Here is a 19,498-nt window from a genome sequence, read left to right as displayed (position 1 = left end):
CGCCTTAGCCCGCCTGCGCCCGCAGCGCGGCCAGCGCGGCGAACGCGAGCGCGTTGGCCGCGCCCAGCCACAGCCACGCGCGCAGGCTGCTGCGGAACAGGAACACCAGCGAGAACACCGCGCACCACAGCGGCGCGACCAGCCACATCACGAACTGGATCTTGCCGCCGCCTCCGCCGTCGATGCCGTCCGGGCCGAGCCAGGCGAACCATCCCGACAGCGCCAGGGCCAGCCCGAAACCCAGGATCAGCCCGGCCGAGCCCTTGCCCAGCCAGTGCCGGCTCTGCAGGCGCTCGCCTCTCACCGCGCCGCCTCGCGGCGACGCGCGCGCCACGCGCCGAGGAACGGCGCCAGCGTCGCCACCAGCATCAGCACGGTCAGCCACATCGCCACCGCCGCGGCCGCGCCCATCGCCGGCCACAGCAACGCCAGCGACAACGCTGCGCACGCGGCGCCGGGCCACACGCGCAACGGCGCGGGGCGCCAAAGTTGCTGCGGCGATGCGAGATACAGCAACCACGCGCCGACGACGCCGAACGCCATCGCCGGCGCCGCCCACCACGGATTCATCGCGCCGCCCCCTGTAGGAGCGGCGCGAGCCGCGACGCGGTAAGGACAGGCGCCGAGGAAATGCACGCGGGCGGCCGTGCCATCCGTCCTGCGCCGCAGGTTTCGCCGCGAACGGACGCTCTGCGGTCGCGGCTTGCGCCGCTCCTACAGAGGGCAACCGCAACGTTCGCGGCGAAACCGGTCACCAGCTCAACCGCACGCTGGCGACCACGGTGCGGCCGGTGCCGTAGTAGCACGAGGCGACGCTGCCGCAGGTGGAGATGTAGGTCTTGTCGCTGAGGTTGCCGATGTTGATCGCGAACTGGGTCGCCGGGCCCGTGCCGGTATCGACGCGGTAGCGGATCGCGGCGTCGAACACGGTATAGGACGCGATGCGGTAGAGGTTGGCGCTGTCGCCGTAGCTTTCGCCGTTGTAGCGCACGCCCGCGGCCAGGCCCAGGCCTTCCAGCGCGCCGGCGTGGAAGGTGTAGTCCAGCCACGCGGTCGCGGTCCATTCCGGCACCTGCGCCAATTGCTTGCCGCGCAGTTCCGGCGCGCCCTTGGTCACTTCCGAATCCATGCGCGAGGCCGCGCCGATCACGCTGAAGCCTTCCAGCGGGGTCACCCGCGCTTCCAGCTCCAGCCCGCGCACGCGGCCTTCGCCGCTCTGCGCCTGGCAGCGCAGCGCGCCGCTGGCGCCGCAGTTGACGTGGCTCGGGTCGGGATCGTCGACCAGGATGTTCTCCTGGCGCAGGTCGTAGGCCGACAGCGTGATCAGGCCGTCGAAGCCCGACGGCTGGAACTTCACCCCGCCCTCCCACTGCTTGCCGGTGATCGGGTCGAACGGCGTGCGGGTGTAGCTCTGGTTGATGTCGGTGGTGGCCGGCTGGAACGACTCGGCGTAGCTCAGGTACGGCGACCAGCCGCCGGGCGCGGCGTAGAGCACGCCGGCGCGGCCGGTGAAGGCGTCGTTCTTCAAGCGCGTGCGCACCCACGGCGTGACGACGCCGGTGGCGACGGTTCGGGTCGCGGTGGCGGTGTCGTCGTCGGTGCGGTCGTAGCGGCCGCCGAGCAGCACGCGCCAGTTGCCGAACGCCATCTGGTCCTGCAAGTAGGCGCCGGTCTGCTCGTTGGTGCCGCGCGACAGCCCGACCGAACGCACCACCGGGGTGTAGCCGGTGTAGACCGGATGGAAGATGTCGATCGGCGCCGGGTTGCTCATCGCGCCGCGGCCGCCGACCCAATCGGCCTTCTGCCAGTCCACGCCGAACAGCAGCGTGTGCGCGACCGCGCCGGTGACGAACTTGCCCTGGATGCGGGTGTCGACGGTATCGCCGTCGGAGTCGCCGTCGCCGTAGGTGGCGCGGCGATTCTGGGTGCGGCCGTCCGCGCTCAGCGCGCCGAGGGTGATCACGCCGCGATACAGCGAATCGACGTGGGTGCGGCGCGCGCTCTGGCTCAGGGTCCAGTTCTCGTCGAAGCTGTGCTCGAACAGCCAGCCCGCGGTCCAGATGGTGCGGTCGTAGGTGTTCCAGCCCGGCTCGCCGATGAAGGTGGTGTTCTTCATCCGGCCGTAGCGGGTCGGGCGCAGGGTGCCGTCCATCGGCAGGAACTGGTAGGTCGAGCCGCCGTCGTCCTTCTGGTACAGGCCGAGCAGAGTCAGGCGGGTGCGCTCGGCGATCTGCCAGGTGTAACTGGGCGCGAGGAACCAGTGCTTCTGCTCGGTGTGCTTGATCTGGGTGTCGCCGTCGCGGTACAGGCCGACCAGGCGCACCAGGTGGGCGTCGTCGTCGGTCCCGGTGCCGACGTCGAAGGCCGCGCTGTACTGGCCGTGGCCGTCCAGGCCCAGCTGCAGCGCCTGCTGCTGGCCCGGCGTCGGCGTCTTGCTGACCTGGTTGACCATGCCACCGGGGGCGACCTGGCCGTACATCACCGCCGACGGGCCCTTGAGCACCTCCACCCGCTCCAGGTTCCAGGTGTCGAACATGGTCCGGTTCCACTGCCCGCCCTGCGGCGCGCGCAGGCCGTCGAGGGTGACGTTGTTGCTCCAGCTGCCGGCGTCGTAGCCGCGGATGCGGAAGTCGTCGACGCGGTTGTCGATGCCGCTGCTCTCCAGCGACACGCCGGCGACGTAGCGCATGGCGTCGTTGAGGCTCTGCACGCCGCGGGCGTCGAGTTCCTCGCGCGCGATCACCGCGATCGACTGCGGCGTCTGCGCGATCGACGCGTCGGTCTTGGTCGCGCCCTGGGAATGGGTGGCGGTGCGGTAGGCGTTGACCCGCACGGTGTCGAGGGTCTGCGCGTCGGCAGCCTCCGCCGGCGCGGCGGCGGATTCGGCGTCGCCCGCGTGCGCGGCGACCGGCAGCAGCAGCGCCAGGGCGAGGGAAAGGGAAAGCGGAGAGCGCGCGAAAGCGCGCAGAGATCCTTCTGCGTACACGAGAGTCGGCCCGATGGAATCGTTTGGCTGACTGCAGGTGCAGCGGCTGACGCGGCACATCATAGCAAATGAGAACGGATCGCAATAGCAGGCCCGGCCCGGAGCCGTGCCGGCATTTCGACGGCTGCGCATCTGCGCGAGCGAAAGACGCAAATCGCGGCGGCCGTTTCCGGTTTCTTGCTGCCGCGTTGACGCGCCACCCCGTATCAAAGACCCATGACCTCCTCCCCGCCCGCCGATCCCGACGCCCGCGGCGCCGGCCTGCGCTACGTCGACGACGACGAGCCCGGTTTCAGCCGCCGCCGCGCCGGCCGCGGCTTCGCCTACCGCGACGCGCGCGGGCGTCCGCTGCGCGCGCCGCGCCAGCTCGAGCGCATCCGCGCGCTGGCGATCCCGCCGGCCTACACCGAGGTGTGGATCTGCGCCGATCCGCGCGGCCACCTGCAAGCCACCGGCCGCGATGCGCGCGGGCGCAAGCAGTACCGCTATCACCCGCGCTGGCGCGCGTTGCGCGATCGCGGCAAGTTCGACCGCACCGTCGCCTTCGCCGCCGCCCTGCCCGCGCTGCGCCGGCGGGTGCGCGCCGACCTCGCCCAATCCGGGCTGCCGCGGACCAAGGTGCTGGCGATCGTGGTGGCGGTGATGGCGCACACGCTGGTGCGGGTCGGCAACGACGAATACCAGCGCAGCAACGGCTCGTTCGGCCTGACCACGCTGCGCAAGCGCCATCTGCAGCTGCTGCGCGGCGGCCGCGCGCAGCTGGCGTTCCGCGGCAAGGGCGGACTGCGCCAGCAGATAGCGCTCGACGACGCGCGGCTGGTGCGGCTGGTGCGCCGTTGCCGGCAACTGCCGGGCCAGGCGTTGTTCCAGTACATCGACGAGGACGGCGGCCGCCAGGCGGTGGACTCCGGCGACGTCAACGATTACCTGCGCGAGGCGATGGGGGCGGACTTCACCGCCAAGGACTTCCGCACCTGGGGCGCGACCGCGGCCGCGTTCCGCCGCTTCGCCCTGACCGAGCTGCCGCCGCCGCGGCGCGACGGCCGCCGCAACGAACGCGCGATCGCGCGGATCGAGAACCAGGCCGTGGCCGAAGTCGCGCAGTTGCTGCGCAATACCCCGGCGATCTGCCGCAAGTCCTACATCCACCCCGCGGTGCTCGAAGGCTGGCGCGAAGGCCGGCTGGCGTTGCCGGCGCGCAGGCCGTCGAGCGGCCGGCAATGGGAAAGCGCCGCGCTGGCGTTCCTGCGCAAGCGCCGGCGCTGAGGCTCAGCGTGGGTCCGATCCGGACCCTGATCGAGATTCGGATTCGGATTCGGCCGCAATCTTGGACTTGAGACCGGGTCCGCGCTCGGCGCGCTTGAGCGCAACCAGCACCAACAGGGTCAACGCGGTCGCCGCCAGCGCCAGCACGTGGTAACGCAATCCGGCGCAGGCGCCGATCACCGCCGCCATCAGCAGGGAGGCGGCGGTGGTGATGCCGGCGATGTCGCGACCGCCGCGCCAGGCGAAGATGGTGCCGGCGCCGATGAACGACACCCCCGCCACCACCGCCTCGACCAGGCGCATCGGGTCCATGTTGACCAGGAACGGCGCGCGAAAGCGCGGATCGTTCAGCGCCAGCAGGCCCATGCCGATCAGCAGCGAGGACGCGCCGGCCACCAGCATGTGGGTGCGGAATCCCGCGGGCCGGTTCTTCAACTCGCGTTCGAATCCGATCGCGCCGCCGAGCAGCATCGCATAGGCCGCACCGCCGACCACCCACAGTTGCTCGTTCCAGTCCATGCGTCGGTTCCTTTCGGTCCTTTTCATTACGTGTAACCGGCGACGCGTAATCCGCCGGTGATGCGCGCCGCCCGTGCAGCCAAGTCGATGCGCGGTAAACAACGCGTTAGCGCGCGGTGAGCGCGAGGCGATTGCGTCCGCGCCGTCCTCACCCGCAGGTCACGGCTGTTTAATGGCGAGGCCGCGATAGTCGGGTCAACCGATGCGCGCAGCGTCGGCCTACCTTCCCCATCGTCATCCAGGAGACGGCAATGACCGACAAGAAGACCGAGCACAGCCTCAACGACCTGATCCAGATCGCCCGCGACGGCGAGCATTTCTATTCCGAAGCGGCCAAGAAGGTCGGCGACACCGAACTGGCCGGCGCGTTCCTGCGCATGTCCACCGCCAAGGGCGCGATCGTGTCCCAGCTCAGCGCCGAAGTCGCCGCCGCCGGCGGCAAGCCGGCCGAGAGCGGCACCTTCGTCGGCACCATGCAGGAAGTCTACGGCCGCGTGCGCGCCGCGCTCGGCGACACCCGCTACGGCTACGTGGCCGAGTTGGAGGAATCCGAGGATCGCCTGCTCAAGGCGTTCAACGAGGTCCAGGGCGATCCCAACGTCGCGCCGTCCGCGCGCGCGGCGGTGGAACGGCTGATGCCGCAGGTACGCGAGAGCCACCGCGAGATGAGCCAGCGCAAGCACGCGATGAAGCACTGATCCCTGGCGCATCGCGCCAGGCGGGACGACGAGGACGCCGGCTTCGCAGCCGGCGTTCTCGTTCATGGGTTCGCTCGGCGCGGCTGCGCCGCGATCGCGGGTTTGCGCGCGTGCCTTGGCGCGGCCGCGACTTGCCTGGCCGCTACAACCAGCGTCGCAACAGTGCGGTGGCGACCTGCGGCCGCTCCATCGTCGGCAGGTGCCCGCATTGGGCGATGCGTTCGAGCACCGAGCCGGCGATGCCGCGGTGCATCTCCTCGGCCGCGGCCGGCGGCGTCAGCCGGTCGTCCTCGCCCACCGCGACCAGGGTCGGCACGTCGATGGACGCCAGCAGCGGGCGCGAATCCGGCCGTTCCAGGATCGCGATCTGCTGGCGCCGGTACGCCTGTGCGCCGACCCGCTGCGCCATCGCCCGGACCTCGGCGCCGACCGGCCCATCGACATGCTGCGCATGCACCAGGCTCGGCAACAGCTGTTGGGTGACGCCGGCGAAACGGCCGCGATCGAGCAGGCGCAGGCCGGCGCGGCGCTGCATCGCCCGCAGCGGCGAATCCGGGGCGGCGCTGGTATCGAACAAGGCCAGCCGGCTCACGCGTTGGGGCTGTTGCCGCAGGATCTCGAAGGCGACGTAGCCGCCCATCGACAGGCCGGCCAGGGCGAAGCGCGGCGGCGCCTGCGCCAGCACCCGCGCGGCCATGCCGGCGACGCTGTCGTCCTGAGTCAGGTCGGGCACCTGGATGTCGGCGAGGTCGGCCAGGCCGCGGATCTGCTCGCGCCACAGGCGCTCGTCGCACAGCAATCCCGGCAGCAACAGCAAGGCGGGCTTGTCGCTCATGCGCGCGGCTCCGGCGGCGCCGCGCCGCGGTCCACCTGCAAGGCCAGCACGACGCCCGCCGCGGCCAGGCTCGCGGTCAAGGCCACTTCGCCGCCCCAGCCGCCGTGCTGCCAGGCCCAGCCGCCGAGCGCGCCGGTGATGCTGGAACCGAAGTAGTAGAACAGCAGGTACAGCGACGAGGCATGGCCCTTGTCGCTGCGCGCCAGCCGCCCGACCCAGGCGCTGGCGACCGAGTGGCCGACGAAATAGCCGAAGGTGATCAGGCTGATGCCGACCACGATCGCCGCCAGCGATTGCGCCAGGGTCGCCAGCGCGCCCACCGCCATCAGCGCCAGCCCCGCCGCCAACGGCCAGCGCCCGCCGAAGCGGTCGGCCAGGCGCCCGGCCAGCGGCGAAGCGAACATGCCAAATACATAGGTCAGGAAGATCAGGCTGATCTGCGCCGGGCCCAGGTCGTAGGGCGCGCCGGCGAGACGGAAACCGACATAGTTGAACAAGGCCACGAACACGCTGGTCAGCACGAAGCCGATCGCGAACAGCCGCAGCAGCCCCGGATGGCGCAGGTGCGCGGCCCACGCGCGCAGGTGGCGCTGCAGCACGAAGCCGGGCTGCGGCGCGAACCGGCGCGACGGCGGCAGCAGCGCGGCGAAGCCGAACGCCGCCATCAGGCCGGTGCCGCCGATGATCGCCATCGCCGTGCGCCAGTCGCCGATCTCCACCAGCAGGCCCATGCCGACCCGCCCCATCATTCCGCCGAACGCGGTGCCGGCCACGTACAGGCCCATCGCGCCGCTGAGATGGCGCAGGTCCATTTCCTCGGCCAGGTAGGCCATCGCCACCGCCGGCACGCCGCCGAGCAAGGCGCCTTCGGCCAACCGCGCCAGCAGCAGCCAGGGCCAGCTCGGCGCGACCGCGGCCAGCAGGTTGCAGGCCGCGGCCAGCGCCATCGAGCCGAACATCAACCGGCGCCGCGAGACCTGTTGCGACAGCGCGCCGGCGGCGAAGATCGCCAGCGCCAGCGCGGCGGTGCTCAGCGACAGCGCCAGCGAGGCCGAAGCCGGGCTCAGGCGGAAGTCGCGGGCGAACTCCGGCAGCAACGGCTGCACGCAGTACAGCAGCGAGAAGGTCGAGCAGCCGGCCAGGAACAGAGCCAGGTTGGCGCGGCGATAGGCCGCGGTGCCGCGCTCCAGGCCGCGTTCGGACGGTGCGGCGGCGGCCAGGGCGGAAGCAGCGTTCATGGCGCCAGCATGGCGCCGCCGATTTCATTCGTCCAATATATGAAACGATAGCCATCCATATCTTTTAAGGATAACGGCGGCACGCCGCGCCGATCCGGAGGCCGCCATGGAGCTGCGCCACATCCGCTACTTCCTCGCCGTCGCCGAGGAAGCCAACTTCACCCGCGCCGCGCAGCGCCTGGGCATCGCCCAACCGCCGCTGAGCCAGCAAATCCGCGACCTCGAGAACGAGATCGGCGCGCGCCTGTTCCACCGCGTGCCGCATGGGGCCGAGCTCACCGAAGCCGGCCGCGCCTTCCGCGAGCGCGTGCGCAGCCTGCCCGAGCAGGCCGGCGCGGCGGTGCGCCAGGCCCAGCGCGCCGCCCGCGGCGAGACCGGCGCGCTGCGCCTGGGCTTCACCTCCTCGGCCATCCTCACCCCGCTCACCACCCAGGCCATCCGCGAGTTCCGCCGCCGTTATGCCGAGGTCGAGCTGACCCTGGAAGAGAGCAACAGCGCGCATCTGTCGGCCAAGCTGCGCGACGGCAGCCTCGACCTCGCCTTCCTGCGCCACGACGGCAGCGAGAACGAGGGCGTGCTGCTGCACGCGCTGCTGGAGGAACCGATGATCGCGGCGCTGCCGCTCGGCCATGCCGCGGTGCGCGACGGCCGGCGCAAATCGGTGCGGTTGGAGGAACTGCGCGACGACGCGCTGATCCTGACCCCGCGCAACGTCGGCCCGACCCTGCACGAAGCCATCCTCGGCGCCTGCCGCCGCGCCGGTTTCGAGCCGCGCATCGGCCAGCACGCGCCGCAGTTGGCCTCGTCGCTGGCGCTGGTGGCGGCCGAACTGGGCGTGGCGATCGTGCCCGAGGCGATGCGCCGCTTCGCCCTGCCCGGCATCGTTTACCGCGACATCGCCGGGTTGCAGCCGATCGCGCGGCTGGCGCTGGCGCAGTTGCCGGAGCTGGATTCGGCGCCGGCGCGCAACTTCGTCGAACTGGTGCGCCGGTTGCCGCGCTGAGCCGGCCTTGCCGCGGCGGCCTGGCCGAACCTGCCGCGCCGCAACGCCGTTGCGCGCAGCGGATCGCCGCGCCGGCGCTGCGTTCGCGCGCGCAAGTCAGCCCGGCGCGTCCTCGGCGGCCACGTCGATCGCCTCGCCGATCGCGTAGAAGTGCCCGCCGGCGATGTAGTGCAGGCTGCGCAATGCGGGATCGGCGTGCTCGAAGCGCCAGTGCCCGTCGGCGAACGCGCGCGGATCGGACCAGGCGCCGACGATCTCGCCGATGAACAGATCGTAGGTGTCCTGGTTGTGCGGTTCGCGAATCAGCCGGCAGGCCATCCACGCCGAGCAACCGGCCACGAACGGCAAATCGTGGCCGTCGATGGCGAACAGGCCGACGCCGGCGCGGGCCAGCTTGTCGGGCTCGTCCGAGCCACTGTGGGTGCCGACGCGGTGGGTCATCGCCGCCTGCGCCGCGGTCGGCACCTGCACCGCGAACGCGCCGCTGCGCTCGATCAGGCCGCGCGTGCGGGTGGCCTTGTCGATCACCACGGTCAGCTTGGGCGGGTCGTAGTCCAGCGCGCAGGCCCAGGCCGCGGCCATAACGTTGTCGACGCCGCCGTGGCGGGCCGAGACCAGCACGGTCGGGCCGTGGTTGATCAGGCGCGAGGCCTTGGCCAGGGCGACCGGTGCGAGGATGGGGGACATGCGGGCTCCGCGTTGGCTGTCGGACGGATCGGGCCGGCGCGCGCCGGACCACGCAGGATCGGAGCGGCGCGCGCTCAAATCAAGCGTTCGGAGCCGATCGCGTGCACGCCGGGCGCCGCGCCCAGCGCCGCATCGAGCAAGGCCTGGGCGATGCGCGGGGCGGGATTGATCCGCCAGCGCCGCGGCAGCGCCGGCCCGAGCGCGCGCAGCAGCACGGTCGCGGCGGCCTCGCCGGGACGCGACTGCTGCCGCTCGCCGCCGATCAGCCCCGGGCGCACATAGGTCAGCGAGTCGAAGCCGACGCCGGCCAGCGCCTGCTCCAGCTCGCCCTTGACCCGGTTGTAGAACACGCGCGAGCCGGCGTCGGCGCCGAGCGCGGAATTGAGCGCATAGGCGCGCGCGCCGGCGCGGTGCGCGGCGCGCGCGAGCGCCAGCGGGTAATCGAAGTCGACCTTGCGGAAGGCCTCGCGCGAACCGGCCGCGCGCATCGTGGTGCCGAGCGCGCAGACCACCGCATCGACCCGCCACCACGGCGCATCGGCCGGCAACGCGTCCCAGTCCACCTGCGGCGCCTGCAGCCGCGGATGCGGCGGCAACGCGCTGCGCGTCGGCGCGATCACCTGCTCGATCGCCGGATCGGCTAGCGCCAGCCGCAGCGCATGGCGTCCGACCAATCCGGTCGCGCCGGCCAGCAGCAGTTTCATCGGTGTCCTCCTGCGCCCGTCGCAACGCGTGCGCGCGCCGATCATCGCAGAATCGCCGGCGCGCGCGCGGCCTGCCGCCGGATCGCCGCGTGCGCGTCACCTCGCGTGAACGCCGCGGCGGTTTAGCTGGCCGCTCCCCCCTTCGTTCGCTACGCCATGGATCTCAAAAGCGGCTATCCGTTCTGGGCGATCCGCAACGGCCTGATGCACGCCTTCCCGCGCCTGGGCGAGGACCTGGACTGCGAGGTCGCGGTGATCGGCGGCGGCATCAGCGGCGCGCTGATCGCCGACGAGTTGGCCGCGCACGGCCACGACGTGGCGGTGCTGGAGCAACGCGACATCGCCTGGGGCAGCACCGCGGCCAGCACCGCCTTGCTGCAGTACGAGATCGACACCCACCTGGTCGAGCTCAGCCGCAGGTACGGCGAGCGCCGCGCGGCGCTGGCGTACCGCGCCTGCGCCGCGGCGGTGGAGCGGCTGGGCGAGGTCGCCGCGGGCTTGCGCGAGGTCGACTTCCGCCGCCAGCGCAGCCTCTACTACGCCAGCCGCGCCGGCCACGTACCGCTGTTGCGCGAGGAAGCCGCGCTGCGCGCGCGCCACGGGCTGAAACTGCGCTGGCTCGAAGCGGACGAACTGGCCGCGGACTACGGCCTGCGCGCGCCCGGCGCGATCCTCAGCGACTGCGCCGCCGCGGTCGATCCCTACCGGATGACCTCGCGCCTGCTCGCGCGCCTGCGCCGGCGCGGCGCCGGCGTCTACGACCGCACCCGCGTCCAGGCGCTGCACGCGACCTCGCGCAAGGTCGAGCTGCGCACCGCCGAGGGCCTGCGCGTGCGCGCCGACCGCGTCGTCGTCGCCGCCGGCTATGCCGGCCAGCACTGGATCGACCAGCGCCTGGCGCGCAACCGCAGCAGCTATGCGTTCGTCACCGATCCGCTCGATCCGGACGAGCTGCAGGCCTTGCGCCAGACCCTGGTGTGGGAATCCGCGCGGCCGTATCTGTACCTGCGCAGCACCGGCGACGGACGCCTGGTGGTCGGCGGTTGCGACGACGCCATCGACCTGCCGGCGCGGCGCGACCGCCGCGTGCAATCGCGCGCGCAGCGCCTGGTCCGGCAGGTGCAGCAGCGTTTCCCGCGCCTGCGCCTGCAGCCGGCCTTCGCCTGGGCCGGCACCTTCGCCGAGACCGCCGACGGCCTGCCCTGGTTCGGCCCGCACCCGCAGCACGGCCCGCGCGTGCTGTTCGCGATGGCCTACGGCGGCAACGGCATCACCTACAGCATGATCGGCGCGCAGTTGCTGCGGGCGCGGATCGAGCGGCGCGCGCATCCGCTGGCGCGACTGTTCTCGTTCGAGCGGCCGATCGACTGAGGCTGCGCGGCGGCGGTTGCGATCAGTCGCCGCATGAACACAGGTTGACTCGTTCATCTTCGACTGAGACGATAATCACAGCGAGCAACAAGGGGCTTTCGCAGTTCTCACGCCAGCGGCACCGACTTCCGACCGGAAGCCGGCAACTCCACCGTGAGAACTCGATGAATCGCCTGACCCTGGCCATCGGCCTGGCCCTGTCGGCTGGATCGCTGCACGCCGAAGAACGCTCCGCCGCCGCTCCGCCCTCCGCTACCGCCGACGCATCCGCCGCCGCGGCGCCGTCGATCTACACCTACGACCCGCTCAAGGTCATCGGCCAGCGCCTGTTCCCGTACCAGGAAGGCATGACCATGGACCGCCGCTACATCGACGAGCAGATCCGCGGCAACGGCGACATCGGCACCTTGCTGCGGATCAACCCCAGCGTGCAGTTCGACGAAACCGCGACGACCTCGCGCAACATGGGCGAGATCCGCCCGGCCGACATCAGCATCAACGGCGGCCTGTACTACCAGAACGCGTTCGTGCTCGACGGCGCCGGCTTCAACAACGACACCGCGCCCGGCGGCTCGACCCTGCCGGCGAGCATCATCGACGTCCCCAGCCACACCCAGGGCATCGCCCTGGACGCCAGCCAGATCGGCACGCTGACCGTCTACGACAGCAACGTGCCGGCCTCCTACGGCGGCTTCAACGGCGGCGTGGTCGAGGCCGAGAGCCGGCGCGCGCGCGACGCGTTCTCCGGCAGCGTGGTCATGCGCATGCAGCGCTCGGTCTGGAACGAGATGCACATCGCCGCGCCGGCGCAGCAGAACTTCGAGGAGTCCTCGACCGAATCGCTGCAGCCGCGCTACGACAAGTACCAACTGCGCGCCACCCTGGAAGGCCGCACCCGCAACGGCCTGGGCCTGTCGGGCACGGTGTCGCGGCTGCGCTCGGTGATCCCGTTGCGCGGCTATACCTCCGGCCGCAACAGCGCCAGCGACGAGAACGAAAAAGAGCAGGTGCGCGAGAACACCAGCGCCAGCCTGCGCGCGGACTGGAGCGACGGCGAAGGCCTGGAGCTGAGCGCCAGCGTCAACTACGCGCCCACCGACGAGCGCTATTTCATCGTCAACGCCAAGGACGGCTACTACGACCTGGAACAGGGCGGCCCGGTCGCCAGCCTGCGGGTCAATTACCAGCGCGGCGACTGGACCTGGCGCAACACCCTGAGCTACAGCGACCTGGACAGCTCGCGCCGCAGCCAGACCGACTATTGGAAGTCCTGGGCGCGCTCGAGCGAGATGGACTGGGGCGTGACCACGCTCAGCGGCGAAGGCAGCTGGGGCAACATCGACCAGCGCAACCGCAACCTCGGCTACAAGCTGATGCTCGACCGCGAGCCGGCGCGGCTGGGCCGCAGCGAGCACCGCCTGCAATTCGGCCTGGAGTACCGCGACCGCAGCGCCGACTACCACCGCCTCAACGACCACTACAGCTACCTCAGCCCGGCCGCCATCACCACTTGCACCGCGCGCGACGGCACCCTGGACCGCGACGGCTGCTCGCTGGCGCCGGTGGACGCCACCGGCAGCGGCGTGATCAAGGGCCGCGGCCAGTACTTCACCCGCCGCAACGTCTATCGCGAGGGCGCATTCAGCGTCGACAACCGCGAGTGGGCGCTGTTCGCCCAGGACGACATCCGCCTGGGCCGCTGGAGCCTGCGTCCGGGCGTGCGCGTGGACGGCGACAGCCTGATGGGCCGCACCACCGTCGCCCCGCGCCTGGCGACCTCCTGGGACGTGTTCGGCGACCGCGACACCCTGCTCACCGCCGGCGTCAACCGCTACTACGGCCGCAACCTGTTCGCCTACAAACTGCGCGAGGGCCGCGAACGCCTGCAGCTGGAACAGCGGCGCGGCGCCGACCTGGTCTGGCGCGACGTGCGCACCTCGCCCGCCGATTACCGCTTCGACCGCTTGCGCGTGCCCTACAGCGACGAACTGGCGCTGGGCTGGAACCAGCGCTGGGCCGGATTGGACCTGAGCCTGAAGTACGTGCGCCGCGAGAACCGCGACGAAGTGCTGCGCGAGACCGTGCTCAACCTCGACGACAGCGGCTTCTACGACACCCGCGTCAACCGCTATACCAACCGCGGCCGCAGCCGCAGCCAGACCTACACCGCCAGCGCGTCGCCGACCCGGCCGCTGCGCTGGGGCAGCGTGACCACCACCGCCGAGGCCGCGCTGGACTACACCGACGTGCGCCGCAACTACAGCGACTACGAAACCGCCTACACCGAAGCCCTCGAGGACTGGGTGCGCTACCAGGGCAAGCTGCTGCGCGCCAACGAACTGCCGGCGACCTCGTTCAACCGGCCGTGGAGCGCGCGCCTGGCCAGCCAGACCCGGTTCGAATCGATCGGGCTGCTGTGGAGCAACTTCCTGCGCTACCGCAGCGGCTACCGCGGGCGCCAGTCGCTCGGCCGCGAAGTGTTCGAGGGCAAGAGCATCTCGGTGCTCGACGAAGTCGCCTATCCCGACACCTGGACCTGGGACAGCAGCGTGGAATGGACCCTGCGCCTGCCGCACGAACAACAGGCCTACGCGCGGGTGGAGGCGCAGAACCTCACCAACCGCTCCAACCTGATCAGCAGCGCGACCGCCACCACCACCGTGTACGAACCCGGACGCTCGTACTGGCTGGAACTGGGCTACCGGTTCTGAGCGCGATGCGCAGCAAGCGTTGGCTGGCGAACCTGGCGGTGGCGGCGGCGTCCGCGCTGCTGTTCGCCGCCGCGTTCGCCGGCCTGCTGTGGGCCGGCGCGAGCGCGGCACAAACCACGCCGACCGGCGAGGCCGCCGACCTCGATCTCGATCTGTGCCGCCGGCGCCTGGACGCCGGCGGCGCGCAGATCGACCGCGACTGCCTGCGCCGCGTCTACGCCCTGCCGATCGAACAATGGCCGCGGCCGCTGACCGATCCGGGCGCGCGCTGGTCGGAGCTGGCGCCGTTGCCCCGGCAGGCGCCGCACCCGCCCGGCGATCCGCCGGACCCGGCCCGGATCGCGCTGGGCAAGCGCTTGTTCGAGGACCCGCGCCTGTCCGGCTCGGGCCAGATCGCCTGCGCCAACTGCCACGATTCCGAACTGGGCTGGGGCGACGGCCGCAGCGTGCCGTTCGGCCACGACCGCCAGCGCGGCCGCCGCAACGCGCCGTCGGTGGCGATGAGCGGCTTCGCCGCCCACCTGTTCTGGGACGGGCGCGCGTCCACGCTGGAACAACAGGTGCTGCATCCGCTGACCGATCCGCGCGAGATGGCCGCGCGCCCGGCCGCGGCGCTGCGCGCCCTGCGCCGCGACGAGAGCTACCGCCGCGACTACGCGCAGGCCTTCGGTTCGCCCGGCATCGACCTGGCCCGCACCGCCCGGGCGCTGGCCAGCTTCCAGCGCAGCCTGGTGCCGCGCTTCAACCGTTTCGACCGTTTCCTGGAAGGCGACCGCCGCGCGCTTGACGACCGGCAACTGTGGGGGCTGCACCTGTTCCGCACCCGCGCGCGCTGCATGAACTGCCACAGCGGCGCGACCCTCAGCGACGACGGCTTCCACAACCTCGGCCTGCATTTCTACGGGCGCAAGCTGCAGGACCTGGGCCGCTACGAAGTCACCGCCGACCCGGCCGACGCCGGCAAGTTCAAGACGCCCTCGCTGCGCAACGTCGCCAAGACCGGGCCGTGGATGCACAACGGCCGTTTCGCCACGCTGCGCGGCGTGGTCAATCTCTACAACGCCGGGATGCCGCGCCCGCAACCCACGCCGCAGCAGGTCGGCGACCCGTTGTTCCCGCAGCCCGACCCGCTGTTGCATCCGCTGGATCTGCATCGCACCGAACTCGAAGCGATCACCGCGTTCCTGGAAACCCTGTAGCGCGCCGGTGCGGTCGCCGCAGCCCGCAAATCAGAGATAGCGACCATCGCGGCAAAGCCTGCGTTGCGATAGTGCGCAACCGGTTGCGGCCTGCCCGCGCTTTCACGCAGCCATGACGGTGCTGGGATCATCTACGGGGGGCCGTTCGCGCGCGCCGACCCAGGCGCGCCGCGAGCGGCCGCCCCCTCCCCCGCGCGTGCCACGCTCATGAAGAAATTCCGCAAAACCCTGTTGCTGCTGGTCGTCGCGCTCGCCGTCGGCGGCGGCCTGTTCCTGTACTGGCCGCTGTGGCAACGCTCGGTGCCCGCGGCCGCGAACGACAAGCCGGTCGATGTGGTTCTGGTCGGCGCCGGCATCATGAGCGTGACCCTGGCCACCTACCTGCAGGAGCTGCAGCCGGATTGGACGCTGCAGATGTACGAGCGCCGCGACGGCGTGGCCGAGGAAAGCTCCGACGGTTGGAACAACGCCGGCACCGGCCATTCGGGCTTCGCCGAACTCAACTACACCCCGCAGCTGCCCGACGGCAGCGTCGAGACCAAGCGCGCGGTGGAGATCGCCGAACAATTCGAGGTCGCGCGCCAGTTCTGGTCGCACCAGGTGCGCGAAGGCCGGCTCGGCGCGCCGGGCGAGTTCATCAACGCGACCCCGCACATGAGCTTCGTCTGGGGCGAGGACAACATCGACTACCTGCGCAAGCGCCGCGACGCGCTGGTCAAGAACCCGCTGTTCTACGGCATGCAGTTCTCCGACGACGCGGCCCAGATCAAGGCCTGGGCGCCGCTGCTGATGGAAGGCCGCGACCCCAAGCAGCACGTCGCCGCCACCTACATGCCGCTGGGCACCGACGTCAATTTCGGCGTGATCACCCGCCAGCTGACCCAGGGCCTGCAGCGCAGCCCGAACTTCGGCCTGAGCCTCGGCCACGAAGTCACCGCGCTGCGCCGCAACGCCGACAAGACCTGGAACGTCACCGTCAAGGACCTCAAGTCCGGCAAGGAAAACACGGTCAAGAGCCGCTTCGTGTTCATCGGCGCCGGCGGCGCCGCGCTCAAGCTGCTGCAGCTGTCGGGCATCGCCGAAGCGGAAAACTACGCCGGCTTCCCGGTCGGCGGCCAGTTCCTGGCCTTCACCGCGCCGGCCATCGCCGACCGCCATCGGGTCAAGGCCTACGGCATGGCCGAGACCGGTTCGCCGCCGATGTCGGTGCCGCACCTGGACGCGCGCAAGCTCGACGGCAAGCCGGTGATCCTGTTCGGCCCGTTCGCGCTGTACAGCACCAAGTTCCTCAAGCACGGTTCCTGGTTCGACCTGTATTCCTCGGTCAACCACGACAACGTCGGCGAGATGCTCAGCGTCGGCTCGGAGAACCTGGACCTGGTGAAGTACCTGATGAGCCAGGCGCAGTTGAACGACGACGACCGCCACGCCGAGCTGTTGAAGTATTTCCCCACCGCCAAGCGCAGCGACTGGACCCTGGTCACCGCCGGCCAGCGCGTGCAGGTGATCAAGCGCGATCCGGTCAAGGGCCCGGTGCTGCAGTTCGGCACCGAGATCGTCATCGACCAGGACCGCAGCATCGCCGCGCTGCTCGGCGCCTCGCCGGGCGCTTCGACCTCGCCGCCGATCATGCTCGACCTGATGGCCAAGGCCTTCCCGCAACAGGTCGCCGGCGGCTGGGGCGAGAAGCTCAAGCAGATCGTGCCCTCGTATGGGCGCAAGCTCAACGACAGCGCGGCGCTGACCAACGAGATCCGGCGCATGACCAGCCAGACCCTGCAACTGCCGTACCTGGAGGTGCCGGTCGACGGCGTCCCGCCGGGCTTGCCGCCGCCGGCCGTCGCGCCGCCCGTGCCGGTGCCCGCAAACAAGAACCAGAACGCCGAACTGCAGGCGATGTGAAACCCGCCCCGGTGCGGCGTCTGCGGCTCGCCCAAGCCCCGCGCCGCCGATTCGACCGGTTCGCGCAACAAACCTGTTCGCCGCACGGGCTATGCCCGCCACCGCCGCCGGCCTAGCCTGATGCCGCCCCTGCCTGGAGTTTTGCCATGTCCGCCTTCCCTACCCTGCGCCTGCTGCTCGCACTCGGCGTCGTCGCCGCTCTCGGCGGCCCCGCGGCGGCGGCCGCGCCGCTGCGCATCGAGGTCTACAACCCCGGCGAGAAAGGCGTGTTCCCGGTGTCGTCGGAACTGGTGATCGGCGAGCGCGAAGCGCTGTTGATCGACGCCCAGTTCCAGCGCGCCGACGCGCAGGCGCTGGTCGAGAAGATCCGCGCCACCGGCAAGAAGCTCACCGCCGTCTACATCAGCCAGAGCGATCCGGACTATTACTTCGGCCTGGACGTGATCCGCGACGCGTTCCCCGACGCGCGCATCCTCGCCACGCCGCAGACGGTGGCGGCGATCCGCAAGACCATGGACGGCAAGCTCGCGTACTGGGGACCGGTGCTCAAGGACAACGCGCCCAAGCGCCTGGTCGCGCCCGAACCGCTGCACGGCGATACGCTGACGCTGGAAGGCCGCACGCTCAAGATCGAAGGCCTGCGCGGCCCCGACCCGGCGCGCACCTACCTGTGGATTCCCTCGCTCAAGACCGTCGCCGGCGGCGTGGTGGTGTCCAGCGGCGGCCACGTGTTCATGGCCGACACCGCCACCGCCGCTTCGCGCGCGGCCTGGTTGCAGACCCTGCGCGGCATCCGCGCGCTCAAGCCGGCCAAGGTGATCCCCGGCCACTTCCTCGGCCCGATGCCCAAGGGCCTGGACGCGGTCGACTTCACCGCCGCGTATGTCGAACGCTTCGAGCGCGAGGCGGCCAAGGCCAGCGATTCCAAGCAGTTGATCGCGGCGATGCAGGCCGCCTACCCCAAGCTCGGCGAGGCCGCGTCGCTGGAACTCAGCGCCAAGGTGGTCAAGGGCGAGATGCAGTGGCCGGCGCCGCAGCCTTGAACGACGGCGCCGTCGGCATCGACTCGAAACGGCCGCAGGTTCGGCGGCGCTGATCCGCCGGCAGCGGCAGGCCGCGATCCCGCTGCGGCGCGTCGCCGAAACGCGCGCCCAGCAAGCCCAGGGTCGCCGCGGGTATCGCCCGCGCACAATCTCTTTGCCCAATCCATCGACAGACGACGGCCGCCGGGTTTTGCCGGCCGCCGTCGCAACCCGCGCCTGCGTCCCGTCACTACGATCCGGACGGCGCGATGGAACGCCAGCGCATCGCTCCTGCAACCCGAGGCCATCGCACCGAGGTCCGAATTTCCCTCGCAGACCCTGAGACAGGGGTATGAAACCGCTAGCGTTCGCCGTCGTTCTATCGATGCCGCTGTTGTCGCTGTCGACCTCGGCCCTCGCGCAGGCCCGGTCCCCCGCATCCGTCGCGACCGTGCAAGGCCCGGTGAGCTGGACCGACGCTCAAGGCCAGCGCCTCACCGCCGTGCAGACGTTGATCCGCCGCAACGACGGTTCGTTGATCTACCGCTACGCAGACCAGTCGCCCGCGGCCAAACGCTATCACCAGCAGTTGTGCAAGCTCAGCGGCGGCGCGCCGTCCCATGCCGACGCCGTCGTCGGCAGCGTCGACGCCATCGGCAGCGTCGGCTGCGCGATGCCCGCGCGCGCGCCGGCACGCGGCGGCACGATCGTGGACGGCGTGTTCCTGCCGAACCCGAACCCGCCGGCCGAGGCCAGCAGCGGCGCGGCCAAGGCCGGCACGTCGCGTCCGGACTTCGTCTATGCCCACGCGCCGATAGGCGCGGCGCCGGCCGGACAGAACTTTCCCGCGGTCGGCGGCGGCGGCTACTACAGCCAGGCCGGCGGCACGGGTTCGCTGAAGGTCTCGCTCGACAACGATCGCTGCACGCTGGAGCAATCCCAGGCCGTCGCGCCGGGCGAGGACACGGCCGCGACCCTGGTGGTCGTGTGCATCGAAAACGCCGTGCGCACCCTGCCCACATACACCCGCGCCTGCCTCAACGGCACCTGCGTGACCGAGCGCGGCTCCATCGACGTGGTCGACATAAGCCGTTGATGCCGCCCGCCGTGCCCCGGCGCGGACGGCTGCTTCAGCGGCGGCAACCGCACAGGCGGCAACGCGGCGCGGCCTGCAGCGCAGGCTCGCCGCGGACTTTGCCGAATCCCGCCTCCGCCCGGGTTCGCGACCGGCGCACGCAACGCCGCGCACCGCAGTCACGCTTGCGCGCGGCCGGCGGCTGTTACGGTCGGGCGGCATCGTGCGCGCGCTCGACGACGACGGGCGGCGATGCGGACAGCACGTCCTCCCCCAGCCCCA

General features: G+C 71.2%; 17 protein-coding genes. 9 read left to right on the top strand and 8 right to left on the bottom strand.

Annotation, left to right across the window (positions count from 1 at the left end; genetic code table 11):
* Positions 1 to 4: 4 nt before the first annotated feature.
* The 3 genes from BLV01_RS07845 to BLV01_RS07835 form a co-directional block, all read right to left on the bottom strand.
* On the bottom strand, positions 5 to 304 hold the full coding sequence (locus tag BLV01_RS07845) for a hypothetical protein (RefSeq protein ID WP_254782551.1): 300 nt from the start codon (positions 302 to 304) through the stop codon (positions 5 to 7).
* Positions 301 to 570 carry a hypothetical protein gene (locus BLV01_RS07840; RefSeq protein ID WP_217633463.1) on the bottom strand — a complete coding sequence of 90 codons (270 nt, stop codon included), beginning with the start codon at positions 568 to 570 and terminating at the stop codon, positions 301 to 303. Before BLV01_RS07840 ends, BLV01_RS07845 begins: the two co-directional genes overlap by 4 nt.
* Before the next feature lie 181 nt (positions 571 to 751).
* Complete coding sequence (locus BLV01_RS07835; RefSeq protein WP_254782550.1) at positions 752 to 2,986, bottom strand: TonB-dependent siderophore receptor; 2,235 nt, start codon at positions 2,984 to 2,986, stop codon at positions 752 to 754.
* A 216-nt stretch (positions 2,987 to 3,202) separates the two neighbouring features.
* On the opposite strand from BLV01_RS07835, the gene BLV01_RS07830 reads away from it, so the two are divergent.
* Positions 3,203 to 4,252, top strand: coding sequence for a DNA topoisomerase IB (locus BLV01_RS07830; RefSeq protein WP_091796284.1), 1,050 nt, complete (start codon positions 3,203 to 3,205; stop codon positions 4,250 to 4,252).
* 3 nt (positions 4,253 to 4,255) lie between these two features.
* Here the strand turns inward: BLV01_RS07830 and BLV01_RS07825 are convergent, their stop codons facing one another.
* Entirely contained in the window at positions 4,256 to 4,771 is a 516-nt protein-coding gene (locus BLV01_RS07825) for an MgtC/SapB family protein (protein WP_091796282.1), read from the bottom strand.
* Positions 4,772 to 5,022: 251 nt separating this feature from the next.
* On the opposite strand from BLV01_RS07825, the gene BLV01_RS07820 reads away from it, so the two are divergent.
* Entirely contained in the window at positions 5,023 to 5,469 is a 447-nt protein-coding gene (locus BLV01_RS07820) for a PA2169 family four-helix-bundle protein (protein ID WP_091796280.1), read from the top strand.
* Between the two features lie 142 nt (positions 5,470 to 5,611).
* Here BLV01_RS07820 and BLV01_RS07815 read toward each other — a convergent pair whose 3' ends face one another.
* Positions 5,612 to 6,304, bottom strand: a complete 693-nt coding sequence (locus BLV01_RS07815; protein ID WP_091796278.1) for an alpha/beta fold hydrolase — start codon at positions 6,302 to 6,304, stop codon at positions 5,612 to 5,614.
* Positions 6,301 to 7,542 carry an MFS transporter gene (locus tag BLV01_RS07810; protein WP_091796276.1) on the bottom strand — a complete coding sequence of 414 codons (1,242 nt, stop codon included), beginning with the start codon at positions 7,540 to 7,542 and terminating at the stop codon, positions 6,301 to 6,303. Before BLV01_RS07810 ends, BLV01_RS07815 begins: the two co-directional genes overlap by 4 nt.
* A 106-nt stretch (positions 7,543 to 7,648) precedes the next feature.
* On the opposite strand from BLV01_RS07810, the gene BLV01_RS07805 reads away from it, so the two are divergent.
* Entirely contained in the window at positions 7,649 to 8,545 is an 897-nt protein-coding gene (locus BLV01_RS07805) for a LysR family transcriptional regulator (RefSeq protein ID WP_091796274.1), read from the top strand.
* A 96-nt stretch (positions 8,546 to 8,641) separates the two neighbouring features.
* Here the strand turns inward: BLV01_RS07805 and BLV01_RS07800 are convergent, their stop codons facing one another.
* Positions 8,642 to 9,232, bottom strand: a complete 591-nt coding sequence (locus BLV01_RS07800; RefSeq protein ID WP_091796272.1) for a flavin reductase family protein — start codon at positions 9,230 to 9,232, stop codon at positions 8,642 to 8,644.
* A 74-nt stretch (positions 9,233 to 9,306) separates the two neighbouring features.
* Positions 9,307 to 9,936 carry an NAD-dependent epimerase/dehydratase family protein gene (locus tag BLV01_RS07795; RefSeq protein WP_091796270.1) on the bottom strand — a complete coding sequence of 210 codons (630 nt, stop codon included), beginning with the start codon at positions 9,934 to 9,936 and terminating at the stop codon, positions 9,307 to 9,309.
* Between the two features lie 156 nt (positions 9,937 to 10,092).
* Between BLV01_RS07795 and BLV01_RS07790 the strand changes: the two genes are divergently transcribed.
* The 6 genes from BLV01_RS07790 to BLV01_RS07765 all read left to right on the top strand — a co-directional run bounded on the left by BLV01_RS07790 (position 10,093) and on the right by BLV01_RS07765 (position 19,237).
* The gene (locus tag BLV01_RS07790; RefSeq protein WP_091796269.1) at positions 10,093 to 11,307 is read left to right on the top strand and encodes an NAD(P)/FAD-dependent oxidoreductase; all 1,215 of its coding nucleotides are present in this window, start codon (positions 10,093 to 10,095) and stop codon (positions 11,305 to 11,307) included.
* Between the two features lie 164 nt (positions 11,308 to 11,471).
* Entirely contained in the window at positions 11,472 to 14,018 is a 2,547-nt protein-coding gene (locus BLV01_RS07785; RefSeq protein ID WP_091796267.1) for a TonB-dependent receptor, read from the top strand.
* Positions 14,019 to 14,023: 5 nt separating this feature from the next.
* A complete protein-coding gene (locus BLV01_RS07780) occupies positions 14,024 to 15,217 on the top strand; it encodes a cytochrome-c peroxidase (RefSeq protein ID WP_091796265.1) in 1,194 nt (397 codons plus the stop codon).
* 207 nt (positions 15,218 to 15,424) lie between these two features.
* Positions 15,425 to 17,119, top strand: coding sequence for a malate dehydrogenase (quinone) (gene mqo / locus BLV01_RS07775; RefSeq protein ID WP_091796262.1), 1,695 nt, complete (start codon positions 15,425 to 15,427; stop codon positions 17,117 to 17,119).
* A gap of 146 nt (positions 17,120 to 17,265) precedes the next feature.
* Positions 17,266 to 18,162 carry an MBL fold metallo-hydrolase gene (locus BLV01_RS07770; RefSeq protein ID WP_091796260.1) on the top strand — a complete coding sequence of 299 codons (897 nt, stop codon included), beginning with the start codon at positions 17,266 to 17,268 and terminating at the stop codon, positions 18,160 to 18,162.
* Positions 18,163 to 18,493: 331 nt separating this feature from the next.
* Positions 18,494 to 19,237 (top strand): hypothetical protein, encoded by a 744-nt coding sequence (locus BLV01_RS07765; RefSeq protein WP_139178551.1) that lies wholly within the window; start codon positions 18,494 to 18,496, stop codon positions 19,235 to 19,237.
* The last annotated feature ends 261 nt before the right edge of the window (positions 19,238 to 19,498 follow it).

Source organism: Lysobacter sp. yr284 (assembly GCF_900107375.1).
Taxonomy (GTDB): Bacteria; Pseudomonadota; Gammaproteobacteria; order Xanthomonadales; family Xanthomonadaceae; genus Lysobacter.
The sequence above is the reverse complement of the archived record's forward strand: the minus strand, read 5'-3'. Positions and strand labels throughout refer to the sequence as shown.